We start from the raw sequence: 16955 nt of genomic DNA, 5'->3' as shown, positions 1-16955 counted from the left end.
GTCGCACAGGTCATCTGTGACCGCGTGCGCCCATGCAGGCAGGCAGTCGACAAAATCCGGCACGGCGAGCCACTCGCGGCGGCTCCCGGCAGAATGACCGTGGCCTTCTCTCCAGGAGCATGTGGCTTGAACCTCAGATGTCCCTCCGGCGCTCGCGGCTCCGTCATGGCATGCGCGCTCGCCGCCCTCGGCACTCCCACCCTCGCCACCGCTGACGACTCGCCCACGGGCGTGCGCACCAACACCGCGCGCCTGATGGGCACGGACGCCGCGGAGGTCATCGACGCGCCGGTGCTCGGCCTCCAGCGCACGGCCATTCCCCTGTTCGCGGGACTGGCGGTGGACACCTCCCTGTACGCGGACGCGCTGCTGGCCCCCAACCTCGGCCTGCGCTGGGCGGTGGCCGCCGGCCCGCACCGCGTGGTGCTGGGCGCGCGCTACACGCACTTCGTGGGTGCGTCCGTCTATTCGGATGCCGTCGAGTCCGAGGCTCCCGCCATCCGGCGCTTCGAGCCGGAGCTGACCGGCCCGTCCTTCTACGGCGTCTACGGCCTGGTGCTGGGGCCGCTGCTGGTGCAGGGCGAGGCACGCTACGCGCGCTACACCTCCGACTACCTCTCCTTCACCGCGGGCGTGGGCCTCAACTTCGCCGGCAACTGGTCCGTGGTGGGCGAGGCCGGCGTGCGCGTGGAGGGAGGCTCCTCCCTGCGCGCCGCGGCGGGCATCCGCTATGGCGGTGACCACTTCGGCTTCGGGCTCGGCGCCGCCTACGTGGACCTGAGCGACCCGGCCCTTCCTGGCGAGAGCCTCCCCGTCCTCCCCGTCTTCGACCTCTCCTGGACCTTCCGATGATGAAGCGCGCCCTCTTCGTTTCCCTCTCCCTGCTGCTGTCCGCGTGCTCGGCCGAAATCGCCGTCGAGACCGAGCCCTTCGACCAGACGGTGTCCGTCACCTCCATCCTCGAGCCCGTCTACGCGGAGGTGGCGCTGGACCTGCCCGAGGAGTCCGTCAACACCGAGGACCTGGACATCATCGTGGAGCAGGTCGCCGCCACGCTCACCGTGGTGAACCCGTCCACCACGCTGACGCTGCGCACGTCCGCGCGGCTGTCCTTCACCGGCACGGCCACGCCGGACGAACCGGAGCTGTACACCGACCTCAACCGGCCCGCCTACTACAACACCGCGGCGGAAATCCTCCCGGCGCGGGACTTCGGGCCCAACTCGCGCACGGCGGTGCGCATCGACTCGCCCGCGCTGAAGGAGGCCATCGGCCGGCGGCGCGTCTGGTTCATCGTCAGCAACACGGTGGTCCGCAGCGGCCTCGGCACGCCCGTGCTTCCGGCGAACATCCGGCTCGAGGACATCGTCTTCCAGGCCCTCCTCACCAAGCCCTTCCCGGGGCTGGGGGGCGCGCTGGAGGTGGGCGGGCTGTAGCGCTTCACTCCTCGGGAGCGGGCTTCACCCTCGCGCGGTCCTCGGCCGACAGCAGGCCGAGGCACCGCGCGCAGTAGTGGCCGGTGCTGCGGTCCGCGGACTTGATGGCCTTGCCCTTCGCGTCCGCCATGACACAGCCCTCCGTCTCGCAGTGGTCGAAGCCGAGCGTGTGGCCGAACTCGTGGACGACCAGGTCCCCCACGCGCCGCAGCAGCGCCTCCCGCGTCTTGCTGTGCTTCCGGTAGATGTGCGTGGACACCACGCATGACAGCCCCGACATGCTGCCCAGCCCGGCGATGCCCCAGTCCGGGATGTCTTCCTTCGTGGTGGAGATTTCCGCCTCGGTGACGGCCACCACCTTCCACGCGCCCTTCGGGGGGTCCGCGTCGATGGCCTCCAGCAGCTTCTCCGCGCGCCAGCGGCGGCGGGGCGCGTGGAACGCCTCCTTCGGCAGCTCGCGCTGGGGCTCGAAGCGCACCTGCACGCGCATCCGGGCCTGGAGCTCCCGGGCCACCCGCTCCAGCACCTCCGGGCTCACCTTGCCGAACGGGAGGATGGCCACCACCGGCTCGGAGGGCGGAGGCGGCGCCGCCAAAGCGGGAGCGGCGGCGAGCACCAGCGAGAGCAGCGGCACCATGAGCACACGGGGCTGGAAGCGCATGGCCGCATGGTAGCGCCTCCCCACGCCCTCCCGTGAGGCACCACCCTCTCAGGGAGGGGCGCGAGCCTTTCCCCAGGCCACGGCGCCCGAGCAGCGGCCCCACGCCGACCTGTTGGACGCGGGCCACTCTCGAGAGAGGAGCACGGGATGAGGCATGTGGTCCTCTACACCTTCCTGGCGGTGCTGGCGGATGGACTGGCCGGGCTCGCCAGCGGACTTCTCTCCGAGCGGTGGCTGCGGAGTCACCTGCCCGCCCTGGTGGGCTTCGCGGCGGGCACGCTGCTGACGGTCAGCTTCCTGGAGGTGCTGCCGGAGGCGGTGGAAGCCCTGGGCGCGGCGGCCTTCTCCTGGGCCTTCGCCAGCTTCACGGCGCTCGCGCTGCTGGAGTGGCGACTGGGACGGCCGCACCACCACCCCCATGGCGCCACCCTCCCGGCGCCCACCCTGCCGGCGGCGCTGCTGGGCTCGGATGCCCTCCACAACATCGGTGACGGGGCCGCGGTGGCGGCGGCCTTCCTCGTGTCCCCGCAGGCGGGCATCGCCACCTCGTTGGCCGTCATCGCCCATGAGCTGCCGCAGGAGGTCGGCGACTACGCGTTGCTGCGCGCTTCCGGCTGGTCTCGGAGGCGCGCCCTGCTGGCGCTGGCGGGCGTACAGCTCACGGCGGCGGTGGGAGCGGCCGGCATGCTGCTGGGCTCCCGCCTGCTGCCTCCCCTGGAGGGCATCGTGCTGGCCATCGCCGCCGGCACCTTCTTCTACATCGGCGCGGTGGACCTGCTGCCGGAGCTGCGGCACGGCTCTCCCTCCGAGTCCCGCCAGCGTGTCACGGGCCTCGTGCTGGGGGTGGTGCTCCTGCTCGCCTTTCACCTCCTCGAGGCGCGGCTCGCGACGTAGGGCAGTGGTCATATCGAATCGCTCCGGAGTGGCCATTGGCCGGACCACCTTCCCGGGCCATAAGTGGCCCGGAAAGGCAGGCTCCATGTCATCCACCACCGCGGCCTCCCCCCACGGCCTCCCCGCTTCCCAGGGGCAGACGCAGCCCCTGCGCCGCACCCTGGGGTTGTGGCAGGGCGTCTCGCTCTATGTCGGCTCGGTGCTCGGAACGGGCGTGCTCGTGCTGCCGGGCGTCGCCGCCGAGACGGCGGGACCGGCGTCGGTGCTGGCGTGGCTGGGGCTGGTGCTCCTGTCCCTGCCGCTGGCGCTGACCTACGCGGCGCTCTCGCGCCAGCGGGCCGACGCGGCCGGGTTCTCCGACGCGATTGAGCGCGCCTTCGGTCCCCGCTGGGGCGCGGTCGCCGGCTGGCTCTTCCTGGCGCAGGTGCCCACGGGCACCGCCGTGGCGGCGCTCATCGCCGGTGAGTACGGCGCGAGCGTCCTCGGCGGTGGAGAGACGCTGGCCTTCACGCTCGGCACGGCGCTGGTCGTCTCCGCCTACGCCCTCAACTTCGTGGGCCTGCGTGTCAGCGCCACGGCCCAGTTGATGACGCTCGCCGTGATTGTCGCCGGCCTGGTGCTCATCGTCGGGCGCGCGCTCCAGGAGGTGGAGGTCCAGGCCTTCACCCCCTTCTTCTCGCGAAGCCCGGTGACGGTGGGGCTCGCCGCCGTCCAGCTCTTCTGGGCCTTCGTCGGCTGGGAGGCGATTACGCCGCTCGCCCGGGAGTTTCGCGAGCCTCGCGACATCTGGCGGGCCAGCCTGCTCGCCGTGGGAATCGTGGCCATCGTCTACCTCCCTCTCGCCATCGTCACCATCGGCACCGGGGCCTACGGGGCCGCGGCAGGCGCGAAGACGCCGCTCGTCGTGCTGGCGGGACACGTCTTCGGGCCCAACGCCTCCCGCGTGGTGGGCATCGCCGGGCTGCTGCTCTCGTTCATCCCGTTGAACGCGTATGTCGCGGGCACCAGCCGCCTCGCCTTCGCGCTGGGCGAGCGGCGCCAGCTCCCTGCCTGGCTCGGCGTCACCTCCGCGTCGGGCACGCCCCACCGGGCGCTGGTGGCGCTCTGTGCCGCCGCGCTGCTCGGGCTCGCGGCGACGTACCTCGGCCGGCTGCGCATCGCGGACCTGCTCCCGTTCTCCACGTCGTCGTTCCTCGCCACCTATGTCTTGTCCATGGCCGCCGCCACGCGGCTGCTGCGCCCGCCGCTCTCCTACGCGGCCCTCGTGTCGCTGGTGGCGTGCACGGCGGTGCTCTTCTTCGTGGGGACGTTCCTCGCGTGGGTCGGCGCCGTCACCGTCTGCGCGCTCGCGTACCAGCAGTTCGCCTCGCGGCGCGGAGCGGGCTGAGGCACCGCATCGCGCGGGGTGGGCCGGCGCCCTCCCGGGTCCTCAGGCCCCTGCTCCACGAGCGCGGCGTCCTGGGGAAGGCACCGGGAGGTGCGTTACCGCGTGGCCGGGGTGGCTCCGCGGCAGGACTCATCCGCCCCCTGAATCAGGAGTCGTCGTCGTCCGCGTCCTCGGCCGCCGGCTTGCGTCCGAGCAGCCGGTCGAGGTCCGCGCGCGCACCGTCCGCCTCCGCGGCGGTGATGCGGCCCACGGACTCGAGCTGGTCCACAATCCACAGCGCGCGCCGCTTCAGCGCCCGCGAACCGGAAGAGGGCGAGCGCTTGCGCGGCGCCGGCAGCATGGCGGCGAGGATGGCTCCCTGCGCCACCGTGAGCTGCGATGCGGACACGCCGAAATGCTCGCGCGCGCCGGCCTCGATGCCGTAGACGCCCTGTCCCCACTCGGCGACGTTGAGGTACAGCGTGAGGATGCGCTTCTTGGTGAGCGCCTCCTCCAGCCGGTGGGCCAGTATCAGCTCCTTCGCCTTGCGCAGCAGGCTGCGGTCCGTGGACAGCCAGAGGTTCTTCGCGAGCTGCTGCGTAATCGTGGAGGCGCCCCGGCCCAGGCGGCGCTTCTCCCATGCCTCCTCCAGCGCCTTGCGCACCTCGGAGGAGTCCACGCCCTCGTGCCCGTAGAAGCCGGCGTCCTCGGAGACCAGCACCGCGGCCACCGCGTGCTTGGAGATGGACGTCAGCGGCACCCAATGCTGGCGGCGGCGGGCCTTCTTCCCCGCCTCCCGCGCCTCCTCCGCGCGCTGCTCGATGAGCGCCGTCGTCTTCGGGTTGTCCTTCGCCAGCGGCTCGGCGTCCGGCAGCGTGACGTACTCGTACACCGACAAGGCGAGCAGCAGCCCCGCGAGCGCGAGCAGCACCTTCCGGCGCCGGGGCCATTTCCCCATGCGCGGAGTGGACCGGGACGCGGGAGGGGAACGGGAGCCAGGAGACGTCCCCGCCGGGAGAGGTGACACCTCCGGAGGCGTCACCCGCTCCTCCGTTGACAACACGATGGGATTGGCCGGGACGGCCTGGGGTGCCACCTGCGCGCGCTCAGGCTCCGTGGGCCCCTGGGCAGGCCGACCATTCGAAGGGGGCATCGGGGCCGTGCATAGCGCCTCCCGGCATTGGCGTCACCCCCACCTCTCAGTGGGGGCAAGCCGCGGAGGCCACCTGCCACCGGCGCCAGGGCACATCCATCTCCCGGTAGGAACGAGCGGCGGGCGGCCCTGCCACGCTCCTGGTCATCTCGCCTGCCCGGGCAGCAGGCAGGCGGCTTGCGCGTCAACCACGCGTGTGCGCCCTACCGCGGTTTCAGCTTCGCCGCCGCCACGGGTGTGGCCGTGTTCCGCCAGCGCTCGTCCACGGAGGCGAAGCCGGCCACCAGCTCCCCCGCGAGGTACCCCCGGTTGCGCTTGTCACGGCGGCGCAGCCAGTCATTGAGGACGTGCCCTTTCTCGTCCTTCCGCGCGTCGGGGCGTGCGAGGTTGAAGCGGCCGCGCTTCACGCCCCCCCCCGCGCGGTGGACGAACGTCACCGTGCCATCCGCGCCCACGCGTTCCACGATGCCGATGTGCGTGAGGCCGTCGTTGAGGCGCCCGTCCTTGTTCCGGTCATGCGTGTCCCGGAAGAACACCATGTCCCCCACCCGGGGCGTGTCACTCAGCGTGCCCAGCTCCCCCGCCTTCCGGTAGATGGCCTTCACCCCGTTCTCCCCGGGGAGGGTCCGCTCCGGCATCAGACTCAGCCCGGGCTTGCGATACGCAAGCTGCGTCAGTCCCGAGCAGTCGTCGTTCACCGTCGTGCTCACCGTGCGCAGAGAGCTCAGCCCCACCCAGGACTTCGCGCGCCACACGGCCCGCTCCGAGAGGGAGACGGTGGCCTGACGCCTCGGCGCGCGCTTGCGCACGGCCTCCGCCTCACCGCCCCACAGCAGCATCCCCACCACCGCCCCCAGCCACACGCCTCGACGCATGCCCGCGCGTCAGAGCAACGCGTGTGCCGCGCCTGCCCACACGCCCGGGCGTCCACCCGTGGACAGCGCCCCGGGCCACGCGGGGCTCCATGTGTGGAATCGATTTCCCACACGGGAGACTTCCCGCGGCCGGCTCACGCGCCGGGCTGGGGCCGGGGCGCCTCGTGCGGGAGCGGCGCCCGCGGCCGCACGGGCAGCTCCAGCACGAAGGTGGCTCCGGCCCCCGCCTCGCTCTCCACATGGACGGAGCCCCCGTGGGCCTCGGCGATCTGCCGCGTGAGGAACAGTCCCAGCCCCAGGCCTCCGTACTGGAGCGAGGACACCGCCCGCTCGAAGCGCCCGAAGATACGCTCCAGCGAGTCCCGGGGGATGCCGATGCCCTGGTCCGTCACCGTCAGCCGCGCGCGGCCGTCCACCTCCGTCAGCTCGACGTCCACCGGGTGGCCGATACCGAACTTGATGGCGTTCCCCAGCAGGTGGTTGAGCGCCTGCTCCATGCGGCCACGGTCCAGCCACCCCCATACGTGCGGGGGCTCCATCCGCAGCCGCAGCTCGCAGCCGGCGCGCGCGGCCTCGTCCGCGAAGCGTCCCACGCCCTCCTCCACCAGCGCGGACAGGTCTACCTCCTCGCGCCGCAGCTCCAGCGTGCCCGCGTTGACGCGGCCCACGTCCAGCACGGTCTCCACCAGCTCCGTCAGGCGCGTCACCTGCCGGGAGATGAAGCCCAGCTTCTCCAGCACGTCTTCCCCCCCTCCCCCGCGGCGGAGCTGCCCCATCAGGCTCTGCACGCGCAGGGTGAGCGTGGCCAGCGGCGTGCGCAGCTCGTGCGCCGCCACGGCGATGAACTCGTCCCGCACGCGGATGGCCTCGTGGGCCTCGTCGAGCAGCCGCGCGTTCTCCAGCGCCATGGAACACCGGCGCGCCAGGTCCTCCGCCAGCAGCACGTCGCGCCGGCACACGGGGTGTCCGTCCTCGTCCGCCACCAGCGAGAGCGCCCCCACCACCTGCCCGCGCACCCGCAGCGGCACCAGGACGCCCGAGCCGCCCGCCCCCCTCCACTTGAGCGGCCCTCGAGGAAGCGGGGGGAAATGGCCCCGCAGCCCGGCCTCTCGCTCGGGCGTCCACCCCGCCGAGGCCACCCGCTCCACCATCCCCGTGGTGTCCACCATCCAGATGGCGGTGCCCACGCACAGCTCCGGGACGAGGAGCCTCGCCACGCGGGGCAGGGTGACACTCCAGTCGGGGGACTCGGCCAGCACCGCGCCCGCTCCGGCCAGCACCCGCTTGGCCATCTCCGCCCTGCGCCGCCCCGCCACCACCGCCGCCAGCGTGAGGGCCGTCAACGTGAGCACGGCCAGGAAGACCTGCACCGACAGCACCCGCTCCGCTGTCGAGACGGGCAGCATGCTGAAGAGGCCGTAATCCCGGCTGGTGTACGCCACCGCCAGCGTTCCCATGACGGCCGAGGTGCTCGACGCCCCCCGGGGCCCCAGGCGCAGCGCCGCGGCGATGACGAAGGGGAACGCCGCGTACGGCAGCGTCGCGGTGAAGCCAATGCCGGACGTGCTGGGGCGGTGGAAGATGAAGACGGTGACTCCCGCCACCAGCGCCAGCAGCACGCCCATCTCCAACAGGCGCCTGCGCCCCAGCGGCCGGCGCCCCAGCGGCCACCACGTCAGCAGCACCGGCGCCACCAGCACGGTGCCCAGGCAGTCGCTGAGCCACCAGGGCCACCACTCGTCCCAGAACGGCGCCGTGCGAAGCCACAGCGCGGCGGCCCCCGCGCCCAGCGTGGCGCCGGGCACCGTGCCCACCAACCCCGCCAGCACCAGCAACCCGGCCACGTCCCGCACCTGGAGGAACCGCACCGGCCCGCCCACGAAGCGCCCCAGCAGCACCGCGCCCAGCAGGGGGCGCAGGATGTTGCCCAGGCCCCAGGCCACCGCCACCGGCGCCGGAAACCCCTGCGCCACCGCGGACCCCGCCTCCGCCACGAAGACGGCCCCCAGCAGGGCCGGCCACATGCGCTGGGGGGAACGGAGGAGGAATGCCAGGCTCAGCCCCGCGGGCAGCCACACCAGGGCGCTGCTGAGGGGCGCATACACGAAGTGCATGCTCACCAGCTTCAGCGCCAGGTAGCACACCGCGAGCAACATGGCGCGTCGAGCCATGACGACCCCCTGCGGAAGGTAAGCAGCCCGGGTGTGCCCGGCCGAATGCTAGGAAGGGCGGCGGTACGAGGGAGCGCGCGTCCGCTTCCGGGCCCCCCGGCCCGGTCGCCTGTCCCACCGGGCGTCCCTACCTTCAAGCCGTTGGAGTCCGCCCGCCGTGCCCTTTGCCTACTTCGACAACCTCTCCACGGCCCAGCAACGCGTCTACCGGATGAGCGATACCGTGGCCGCGCTGCGGGTGCGCGAGCCGCAGGCGCTGCGTCCCCTGGTGGAGGCCCTGCGCCAGGCCCTGGCCTCGGGCGAGCGCGCCACCCTGGAGGACGCCACCACCCGGCTGTCCGACGCGCTGTGCGAGCGGCTCGACGTGGCCGCCGTGGAGGTGGAGGTGCTGGAGGTCCGCCCCTCCTCGGAGACGGGAGAGCTGCACGGCCTCTACACCCTGGCACCGGGCCGGCGTCCCCGCCTCCAGGTCTGGATGCGGACCGCGAGGCACGCGCGCGTGGTGGCCTTCCGCACGTATCTGCGCACCTTCCTCCATGAGCTGTGTCATCACCTGGACTTCCTGCTGCTGGAGCTCCCCCACTCCTTCCACACGGAGGGCTTCTTCAAGCGAGAGTCCAGCCTCTTCCACCAGCTCGTCCCACGGCCGCCCACCCCCTCCTCCCGCCGCCGGCCCCGCCCTTCAAGGGTGTGACGGCGGACAACCGGCAACTAAGTCCGGGCGCACGGCGTCCCGGGCGCTACATTCCACCTTCCCATGGCGCATCCGACCGAAGACAAGAACTTCCGCCTGCCGGCATCCATCCGTCCCCGCCGCTACGCTGCCACGCTGACCCTGGACATGGACGCGAAGCGCTTCTCCGGGCAGCAGACCATCGACCTGGAGCTGGCGGAGCCCTCGAAGGAAATCATCCTCCATGCCATCGCCCTGCAGCTCGGGGAGGTGACGTTCCGCGCGGGCGGCGAGCAGCGCAGGCCGTCCTCCATCCAGCCCATGCAGCAGAGCGAGACGGTGGTGCTCCGCTTCGACGCGCCGCTGCCGAAGGGGCCCGCGTCGCTGGACGTGGCGTGGACGGGAGGCTTCACGGAAGGGCTGCGAGGCCTGTACCTCGCGGGCAAGGTGGCGGCCACCCAGTTCGAGGCGGCCGACGCGCGCCGTCTCTTCCCGTCCTTCGACGAGCCGGCCTTCAAGGCGAAGTGGGCCCTCTCCGTGCGCGTGCCGAAGGGCCACACCGTGCTGGGCAACGGCCCGGTGGTGAAGGAGGAGCAGGACGGGGACCTCCAGAAGGTGACGTTCCAGGAGACGGAGGTGCTGAGCAGCTACCTCATCGCCCTGGTGGCGGGCCCCCTGGTGGGCACGCCGGAGCAGCACGTGGAGGGCGTGCCGGTACGCACCTGGTCCCTGCCGGAGAAGGCGCACCTGACGCGCTTCGGGCAGGACGTGGCGCTGGCGGTGCTGCCCCGGCTCCAGGACTACTTCGGGCTGCCGTATGCCTTCACCAAGGTGGACCAGGTGGGCATTCCGGACTTCGAGGCCGGCGCCATGGAGAACGCCGGCCTGATTACGTACCGCGAGGTGGCGCTGCTGCTGGACCCGGCCACCGCGCCGCTGTCCGTGCAGAAGCGCGTGGCGGAGGTGGTGACGCACGAGCTGGCGCACCAGTGGTTCGGCAACTGGGTCACCATGGTGTGGTGGGACGACCTGTGGCTCAACGAGGCGTTCGCCACGTGGATGGCCTTCAAGATTGTCGACCAGTGGCGCCCCGAGTGGCGCATGTGGCTGGACTTCGACGCGCACCGGGCCAGCGCGCTGCACCTGGACGCGCTCAAGTCCACGCACCCCATCCACGGCGAGGTGCGCAACGCGGGCGAGGCCGGTGAGAGCTTCGACGCGATTACGTACGAGAAGGGCGGCGCGGTGCTGCGGATGATTGAGGGCTTCCTCGGCGAGGGCCCCTTCCGCGAGGGCATCCGCCAGTACATGCGCAAGCACGCGCGCGCCAACGCGGTGAAGGAGGATTTGTGGAACGCGCTGGGCCAGGCCGCGAAGCAGCCGGTGGAGGAGCTGGCCACGGCGTGGGTGGGCCAGAGCGGCTTCCCGCTGGTGTCCGCGCGGCTGGAGGGGCGCACCCTGCACCTGTCGCAGCGGCGCTTCTACTCGGAGCCGGGCGTGGAGAGCGGCGAGAAGTGGCCGGTGCCCATGGTGCTGCGCTTCGAGGACGGCGGCGGCGTGCGCGAGCAGCGGGTGCTGCTGCGTGAGGCGCGGGCCACGGTGACGCTGGAGGGCTCGGGCGACGTGAAGTGGCTGACGGCCAACGCGGGCTCCACCGGCTTCTACCGGGTGGCGTACGACAAGCCGGCGCTGGAGAAGCTGGCGGCCAACCTGAAGGCGCTGGCACCCGCGGAGCGCGTCTCCCTGCTGGCGGACCAGTGGGCGCTGGTGCGCTCGGCGCAGGCGTCGGTGGCGGACCTGCTGGACCTGGCAAGCCGCTTCGGCGACGAGGAGGACGACTCCGTCCTGGACGAGCTGGTGGGCCGGCTGGCGTACATCGAGGGCCGGCTGGTGGACGGCGAGGAGCAGGAGCGCTTCCGCCGGTGGGTGGAGCGGCTGCTGGCCCCGGGGCTGAAGAAGCTGGGCTGGCAGGCGTCGCCGGGCGAGTCGGACCGGGTGAAGCTGCGGCGCGCGGCGCTGGTGCGCGCGGTGGGCGGACTGGCGCGCAGCCCGGAGGCGCTCGCGGAGGCCCGCCCGCGCGTGGCCCGCATGCTCGAGGGGGACAGGGAGGCGCTGGAGCCCAACCTGCTGGACGCGTCGGTGGCCATGGTGGCGCGCGCCGGGGACTCGGCCCTGTTCGACACGTTCCTCCAGAAGATGCCGAAGGAGCCGGACCCGGCCACGCAGCGCCGCTACCTCATGGCGCTCACCGGCTTCGAGAACCCGGTGCTGGCCGAGCGCGCGCAGGGGCTGTTCTTCACCGACACCGTGAAGACGCAGGACGTGTCCAGCTTCATCACGGGGCTGCTGGGCAACCGCACCGGCCGCGAGGCGTGGTGGGGGGTGATGCGCACGCGGTGGAAGGACGTGCTGGCCCGCACGGGTGGCGCGCCCATGCTGCTGCGCCGCATCGTCGAGGCCATGGGCATGCTGCGCACGCGTGAGCACCTGGAGCAGATGAAGGCGCTCCTGCAGGCGAACCCGGTGCCCGAGGCGCAGCAGGCCACGGCCCAGACGCTGGAGCGGCTGTCCCAGGACGTGGCCCTGCGCGAGCGCTGCGCCCCCGAGGTGTCGGCGTGGCTCAAGAAGCAGCCGTGAAGACGACGCTGACACCCGCCAGCCTCGCCGGCGCGCGCGAGGCCCTGCGCAAGGCCAACGTCGAGCTCGCGCGCGCCTACCCCGGCGAGTCGCCGCGCCGGCAGCCGGTGCACGTGGTGTACGGCGGCGCCCACCTCTTCCGCGCGGAGACGGCGCGGAAGCTGGGGGACCTGGCGCTCGCGGCGCTGAAGGAGTACGCGCCGGACGCCGCCGAGCTGGCCCACGGCCTGGGGCTGCCCCAGCGCGGCCGCTTCGCCCAGCGCGTCTACGGGCGCGTGGTGGACAAGCTCGAGCGCGAGCCGGTGGAGGACCTGCGCATCGACTTCGAGGACGGCTACGGCCACCGCCCCGACGCGGAGGAGGACGGGCACGCCGTCTCCGCCGCCACGGAGATGGCCCGCGGCCTGGAGCAGGGCTCGCTGCCGCCCTTCGTCGGCATCCGGGTGAAGTCCTTCACGGAGGAGCTGTTCGAGCGGGCCTCTCGCACGCTGGACTTGTTCCTCACCACCCTGCTGGAGCGCACGGGAGGGAAGCTGCCGCCCTCCTTCGTCGTCACCCTGCCCAAGGTGTCGGTGCCGGAGCAGGTGGCCGCGCTGGCGCGCATCCTGGAGGTGATGGAGACGGAGAAGGGGCTGCCGTCAGGCTCGCTGGGCCTGGAGCTGATGGTGGAGACGCCCCAGGCCCTCTTCGACCGCGAGGGCCGGCTGCACCTGCCGCGGCTGGTGGAGGCGGGAGCGGGACGCTGCACCAGCGTGCACCTGGGCGTGTACGACTACACCGCCGCCCTCAGCGTCAGCGCCCACGCGCAGAGCATGCTGCACCCCACCTGCGACTTCCTCCGGGACGTGGTGCAGGTGTCGCTCGCCGGCACCGGCATCATGCTGGCGGACGGCGCCACGAACGTCATGCCCGTGCCTCCGCACAAGGCGCAGGGCGGCGAGGTGCTGCTGCCCACGCAGCGGCGGGAGAACATGGAGGCGGTGCACCGGGTGTGGCAGCTCTCGTACCGGCACATCCGGCACTCGCTGGAGCGCGCGTGGTACCAGGGCTGGGACTTGCACCCGGCGCAGCTCCCCGTGCGCTACGCGGCCGTGTATGCCTTCTTCCTGGAGGGGCTGGACGCGGCCTCGCGCCGGCTGAGGGCCTTCATGGACAAGGCCGCGCAGGCGACGCTGCTGGGTGACGTGTTCGACGACGCGGCCACCGGGCAGGGATTGCTCAACTTCTTCCTGCGGGGACTGAGCTGCGGCGCCCTCAACCAGGACGAGGTGCTCGCCGCCGGCCTCACGCTGGAGGAGCTGCGCAGCCGCTCCTTCCGCGCCATCGTCGAGTCACGCCGCGGCCGCGCCTCCTCGGGAGGCTGAAGGGCTCCGCTACGGGGACGCCGGACCGGGGCCCGGCCCCGGCGTCCCCGTGCCTCGCGGCTGGAGGAACTCGCGCGCCACGGCGACGTCGATGGCCACTACGCCCAGCAGGAAGAGCCAGGGCCCCAGGCGCGAGGAGAGGCCCGTGACGCCCCACAGGGTGAGGAGCCCGGCGAGGACGGGCGGCAGCAGCGGTGGCACCGCGGCGCGGACCCGGGGCAGCGCGCCCACCAGCGCGAGCGCCAGCAGCGACATCACCGCGAGCGGCGCGCCAGTCCTGGAACGCCCGGACGTGCCATAGGCGTAGTGCGTGGTGGAGAAGCCGGGCCGCCAGCCGTAGTTCCACTCGTCCCAGGAGGCGCCCGTGGGGCGGCCACTCCGGTCGACTTCCGTGACGCGGTTGACCTCGTAGCCGTAGCCGCCCAGCGAGTACCAGCTCCCGACGCCCGAGCCCCAGTTGAACAGCAGCGACACCGCGCACACGGCGGTGCCCGCGAGCACGAAGCGCTTGAAGCGCGTGGCCCCCGGGGCGGGCCGCAGCTCCGGCGCCGACGCGGGTGAGGCCTGGAACACGCGCCACTGCACGTAGCCGAGCACGACGGCGGCGGCCAGCCAGAGGAGCGGCACCAGCCCGAGGCTCAGCGAGAGGAAGGCGAAGGTGAGCGTGAGCCCGGTGAAGAGGGGCAGGAAGGCGGGATGCGCGGCCACCTGGGCCACGCGCTCCAGGGGGGGTGGGAGCGGACGGCCCGCGGCGCGCCACTCGCGCGCGCCCAGCAGCACGCTGCCCGCGAGCATCACCAGCGACCAGGGCAGGCCGATGGTGCCCCCGAAGAAGGGAAGCACGGGGAGCAGGACGGCGGTGGCGACCAGCCCCGAGCCGAGCAGCGGCAGCGAGCCTCCCGGGAGGCGCTCGCGCAGGCGCGGGTCCTCCAGCAGGGACTGGACGGCGCGGCCCGCGGCCTCGGCGGTGCGGCGGGCGGTGTCGGCCGCGTCCTCCACGGGCGAGCTGGTGGAATGAACGTTCCTTCCACAGTGGGGGCAGGTGGCGCCGTGCCCCGGGGGAAGGGGCTGGCCGCAATGCGAGCAGAGCATGAGGTCCCTCGTGGCTGCGGGGTGGGGCGCAGCCTACCCCCTCCGAGGCCCGTACGCGCCCGGGATGTCCGGCGCCCACTCCTTGCCGGGAGACAACCCCCGTGGGCCCTGACGGCATTCCGGAGTCACGGTAGCGTCCCCCGCCTCCACCGGCCCGGTTTTCCGCCCCCCCGAGTCCTCCGATGCGGCGATTCGCCTTCCTGCTCTGCCTCGCCACCGCCTGTGCGGGGCCGTCACGGACCTCCCGGCCGGGAGCCGAGACACCCGCGCCCCAGCCCGGCACTCCCAGTGCCGGAACGCCCGCCGAGCCCCCGGTCCCCGAGCTCGAGCCCACGGGCCCGTCCGCTCGCGAGCTGCCGCCGCTGGGGAAACATCGGGTGGACTCACCCGAGCGCGTCTTCACCGCGGAGGTGGAGGCCACGGCTCCGCCCACGCTGGCGCGCAACGAGGGCTCCACGCGCATCGACATCCCGCTGGGCACCGAGGTGGCGCTGGCGTGTTTCGTCTATGAGCGCCCGCTCGACGCGGCGGGCGCGCTGCTCGCGGTGGCGAAGGCGGTGGGCGCGGGGCCGGGCGTCACGGTGCGGCGCATGGAGCCCACGGAGGTCGCGGTGGTGGCGGGCGCCCCGGCCCTGTTCCTCCGCGTGGATTACGAGACGGCCACGCCGGGCGGCGGCATGGGCGCGGGGCAGATGAAGCTGATGGTCAGCGCGAGCCCGGAACTGCCGCTGCTGTGCGCGCACGACGAGCCCGGCTACACGCGGACGTTCCGCCGCATCACCACGGACCTGGCCCGCTCGCTCCAGGTACCGGGACGCCCGCGCCCTCCCACGCGCCGCGAGGAGCTGCGTGTGTTGAAGCTGGACGGGCGGCTCGCTGGATTCGACTGGCGCACGTCGAGGAGCGTGACAGGTGGCACCACCCGCACCGAGTCCACCACCAGCCTGCTGCTGCCCGGCACGGGAGGCGGGCTGCGCGCGGAGGACAGCACCACCACCACGCTGACCGATGCACGGAACCACCTGGTGGAGCTGCGCCATGCCCGGGCGGAGGAGGGTGTGCTCGCATTGCAGGTGACGCTGCGGCGCGGGCGTGAGCCGGCAACGAACACCGGGTCCTCTGGCCCCGAGGGCCTCACCGTTCCCGGGACCTCGTATCGCTACGAGGGACGCCAGGGCACGCGGACCCTCAAGGGCACCTTCACCTCGAAGCGGGGGTTGGCCACGGAGGACGACGTCCGCGTCGCCGTGGAGAAGTGGCTGCTGTCCGGAGACACATCGGAGGTGGTGCTCGACGTGTACCGGCCCGCCGAGGACGTCACCGCGCCGGTGGAGCTCTCGCTGCGCCGGGACGCGGCCTCGGGCCCCCGTGCCATCACGCTCACTGCTGGAGCCAACACGGCGAAGGCGAGAGTCAACGACCAGGGCCTGCTGGAGTGGACGGAGCGGGCTCGCCCTGAAGGGAAGCTCACCTCAGAGCTCGTCCACTCCCAAGCGCGCGGCCCGTATTGAGGCGCGCGGCCGCGGGCCCCCTCACCACAGCATGTCCTGGTCCTCGGTGACGCCGGGCACGTCGGACAGCTCCAGCGTGCGTCCGCCCACCTTCACCGTGCCCGTGAAGAAGCCCACCGGCTGCGCGAAGTGGCTCACCACGACGCGCAAGTCCCGCTCCTCGCGGTGCACGTGGAACGGCTGGAAGCGCAGGTCCACCGCGCCGTCCACCGTCACCAGCCGCCAGGGCTCCATCATCTCCTTCGTGTTGTACTCGAAGCGCGCCCGCGCCAGCGGGTACAGCGTGTCCCCCAGCCACAGCGCGTTCTCGTTGGCCTCGGCGGAGGACTCGTTGAAGCCCTCCACCAGGTTGAGGCCCACGGGCGTGCCATCCGCCAGCCGCCCCGCCGCGAAGGCCCAGCGCCAGGCCGTGTGCCGCGCCAGGTAGCCCTGCGTGTAGTCCATGCCACCCACGCCGCCGTCCAACCGGAAGCGCTTGCCGCCCGCCTCCAGGCTGCCGAAGGACAGCAGGCCGTTGCGCTTCATGGTGACGTTCACCAGCCCGTCCCCCTCCACCGGCGCAATCACCGTCAGCGCGGGAGGACCACCGGCCACCAGCAAATCGCCGTTCCACTGGAAGGACTGCAGGCTGCCGGTGCGCAGGCGGCTGACGTCCACCTCCACCCGGTAGCGCTCGTCCTCCTCGCCGCGCCGTATGGACAGCTTCCCGCCCAGCGTCCGGAAGGAGGCGTTGAGCCCCGCCCCGGGTTTGTCTCCCAGCTCCACCATGGGCCCGGGCGCGCCCAGGAAGCTCACGTCGCAGAGCGGCCGGCGCTCGCGCAAATCCAACGCCACCGCGAAGGCGCTCGCCGTGTAGCCCAGGTCCACCACGGCGAAGAGGGCGGCGACCTCCGGCGTGGCCGCGAAGGTGTAGTGCCACCGCTTGCGCTTGAGCAGGCGCGTGGTGCGCGTGGGGGACCACCGCCCTTGCAGGCGGGGCAGGTCCACCTCGGGCAGCTCACCCTGGTAGGTGCCGAATCGCGGTTCGCCCCGCGCCGTCGCCACGGAGGCCGGCGCGGGGGGAAGGAGGGCTTCTCGCTCGGGCGTCATCTGTCGCCATTGGAAGCCAACCGGGCGCGGATG

At 72.8% G+C, this 16955-nt stretch carries 14 protein-coding genes; 8 read left to right on the top strand and 6 right to left on the bottom strand.

What is annotated here, in order from left to right; translation table 11 throughout:
• The first annotated feature begins 126 nt into the window (after nt 1–126).
• On the top strand, nt 127–852 hold the full coding sequence (locus tag K8638_RS16550; RefSeq protein WP_223755502.1) for a hypothetical protein: 726 nt from the start codon (nt 127–129) through the stop codon (nt 850–852).
• Nucleotides 849–1436, top strand: coding sequence for a hypothetical protein (locus tag K8638_RS16545; protein WP_223755501.1), 588 nt, complete (start codon nt 849–851; stop codon nt 1434–1436). The genes K8638_RS16550 and K8638_RS16545 overlap by 4 nt, the downstream gene beginning before the upstream one ends.
• A 4-nt stretch (nt 1437–1440) precedes the next feature.
• Here the strand turns inward: K8638_RS16545 and K8638_RS16540 are convergent, their stop codons facing one another.
• Nucleotides 1441–2097 (bottom strand): archaemetzincin, encoded by a 657-nt coding sequence (locus tag K8638_RS16540; protein ID WP_223755500.1) that lies wholly within the window; start codon nt 2095–2097, stop codon nt 1441–1443.
• A gap of 147 nt (nt 2098–2244) precedes the next feature.
• Here K8638_RS16540 and K8638_RS16535 point away from each other — a divergent pair, with 147 nt between their 5' ends.
• Together K8638_RS16535 and K8638_RS16530 are read left to right on the top strand one after the other, a co-directional pair.
• Entirely contained in the window at nt 2245–2991 is a 747-nt protein-coding gene (locus K8638_RS16535; RefSeq protein WP_223755499.1) for a ZIP family metal transporter, read from the top strand.
• Between the two features lie 85 nt (nt 2992–3076).
• Complete coding sequence (locus K8638_RS16530) at nt 3077–4378, top strand: APC family permease (protein WP_223755498.1); 1302 nt, start codon at nt 3077–3079, stop codon at nt 4376–4378.
• Nucleotides 4379–4523: 145 nt separating this feature from the next.
• Here K8638_RS16530 and mtgA read toward each other — a convergent pair whose 3' ends face one another.
• The 3 genes from mtgA to K8638_RS16515 form a co-directional block, all read right to left on the bottom strand.
• Entirely contained in the window at nt 4524–5315 is a 792-nt protein-coding gene (gene mtgA / locus K8638_RS16525; protein WP_223755497.1) for a monofunctional biosynthetic peptidoglycan transglycosylase, read from the bottom strand.
• A 398-nt stretch (nt 5316–5713) separates the two neighbouring features.
• Nucleotides 5714–6385: a CHAP domain-containing protein gene (locus tag K8638_RS16520; RefSeq protein ID WP_223755496.1), complete on the bottom strand. Its 672-nt coding sequence runs from the start codon at nt 6383–6385 to the stop codon at nt 5714–5716.
• 134 nt (nt 6386–6519) lie between these two features.
• The gene (locus K8638_RS16515) at nt 6520–8556 is read right to left on the bottom strand and encodes an MASE1 domain-containing protein (RefSeq protein ID WP_223755495.1); all 2037 of its coding nucleotides are present in this window, start codon (nt 8554–8556) and stop codon (nt 6520–6522) included.
• A gap of 157 nt (nt 8557–8713) precedes the next feature.
• On the opposite strand from K8638_RS16515, the gene K8638_RS16510 reads away from it, so the two are divergent.
• From K8638_RS16510 to K8638_RS16500, 3 genes are all read left to right on the top strand, one after another.
• Nucleotides 8714–9250 (top strand): hypothetical protein, encoded by a 537-nt coding sequence (locus K8638_RS16510; protein WP_223755494.1) that lies wholly within the window; start codon nt 8714–8716, stop codon nt 9248–9250.
• A 63-nt stretch (nt 9251–9313) separates the two neighbouring features.
• Entirely contained in the window at nt 9314–11866 is a 2553-nt protein-coding gene (locus tag K8638_RS16505) for a M1 family metallopeptidase (protein WP_223755493.1), read from the top strand.
• Nucleotides 11863–13230, top strand: a complete 1368-nt coding sequence (locus K8638_RS16500) for a phosphoenolpyruvate kinase (protein ID WP_223755492.1) — start codon at nt 11863–11865, stop codon at nt 13228–13230. Before K8638_RS16505 ends, K8638_RS16500 begins: the two co-directional genes overlap by 4 nt.
• A gap of 9 nt (nt 13231–13239) precedes the next feature.
• Here K8638_RS16500 and K8638_RS16495 read toward each other — a convergent pair whose 3' ends face one another.
• The gene (locus tag K8638_RS16495; protein ID WP_223755491.1) at nt 13240–14322 is read right to left on the bottom strand and encodes a zinc ribbon domain-containing protein; all 1083 of its coding nucleotides are present in this window, start codon (nt 14320–14322) and stop codon (nt 13240–13242) included.
• A 182-nt stretch (nt 14323–14504) separates the two neighbouring features.
• Here K8638_RS16495 and K8638_RS16490 point away from each other — a divergent pair, with 182 nt between their 5' ends.
• Entirely contained in the window at nt 14505–15833 is a 1329-nt protein-coding gene (locus K8638_RS16490; protein WP_223755490.1) for a hypothetical protein, read from the top strand.
• 21 nt (nt 15834–15854) lie between these two features.
• Here K8638_RS16490 and K8638_RS16485 read toward each other — a convergent pair whose 3' ends face one another.
• Complete coding sequence (locus K8638_RS16485; protein ID WP_223755489.1) at nt 15855–16922, bottom strand: DUF2804 domain-containing protein; 1068 nt, start codon at nt 16920–16922, stop codon at nt 15855–15857.
• Nucleotides 16923–16955: the final 33 nt, after the last annotated feature.

The sequence above is a fragment of the Myxococcus sp. RHSTA-1-4 genome (assembly GCF_020037125.1).
In the GTDB taxonomy this organism is placed as follows: Bacteria; Myxococcota; Myxococcia; order Myxococcales; family Myxococcaceae; genus Myxococcus.
The sequence above is the reverse complement of the archived record's forward strand: the minus strand, read 5'-3'. Positions and strand labels throughout refer to the sequence as shown.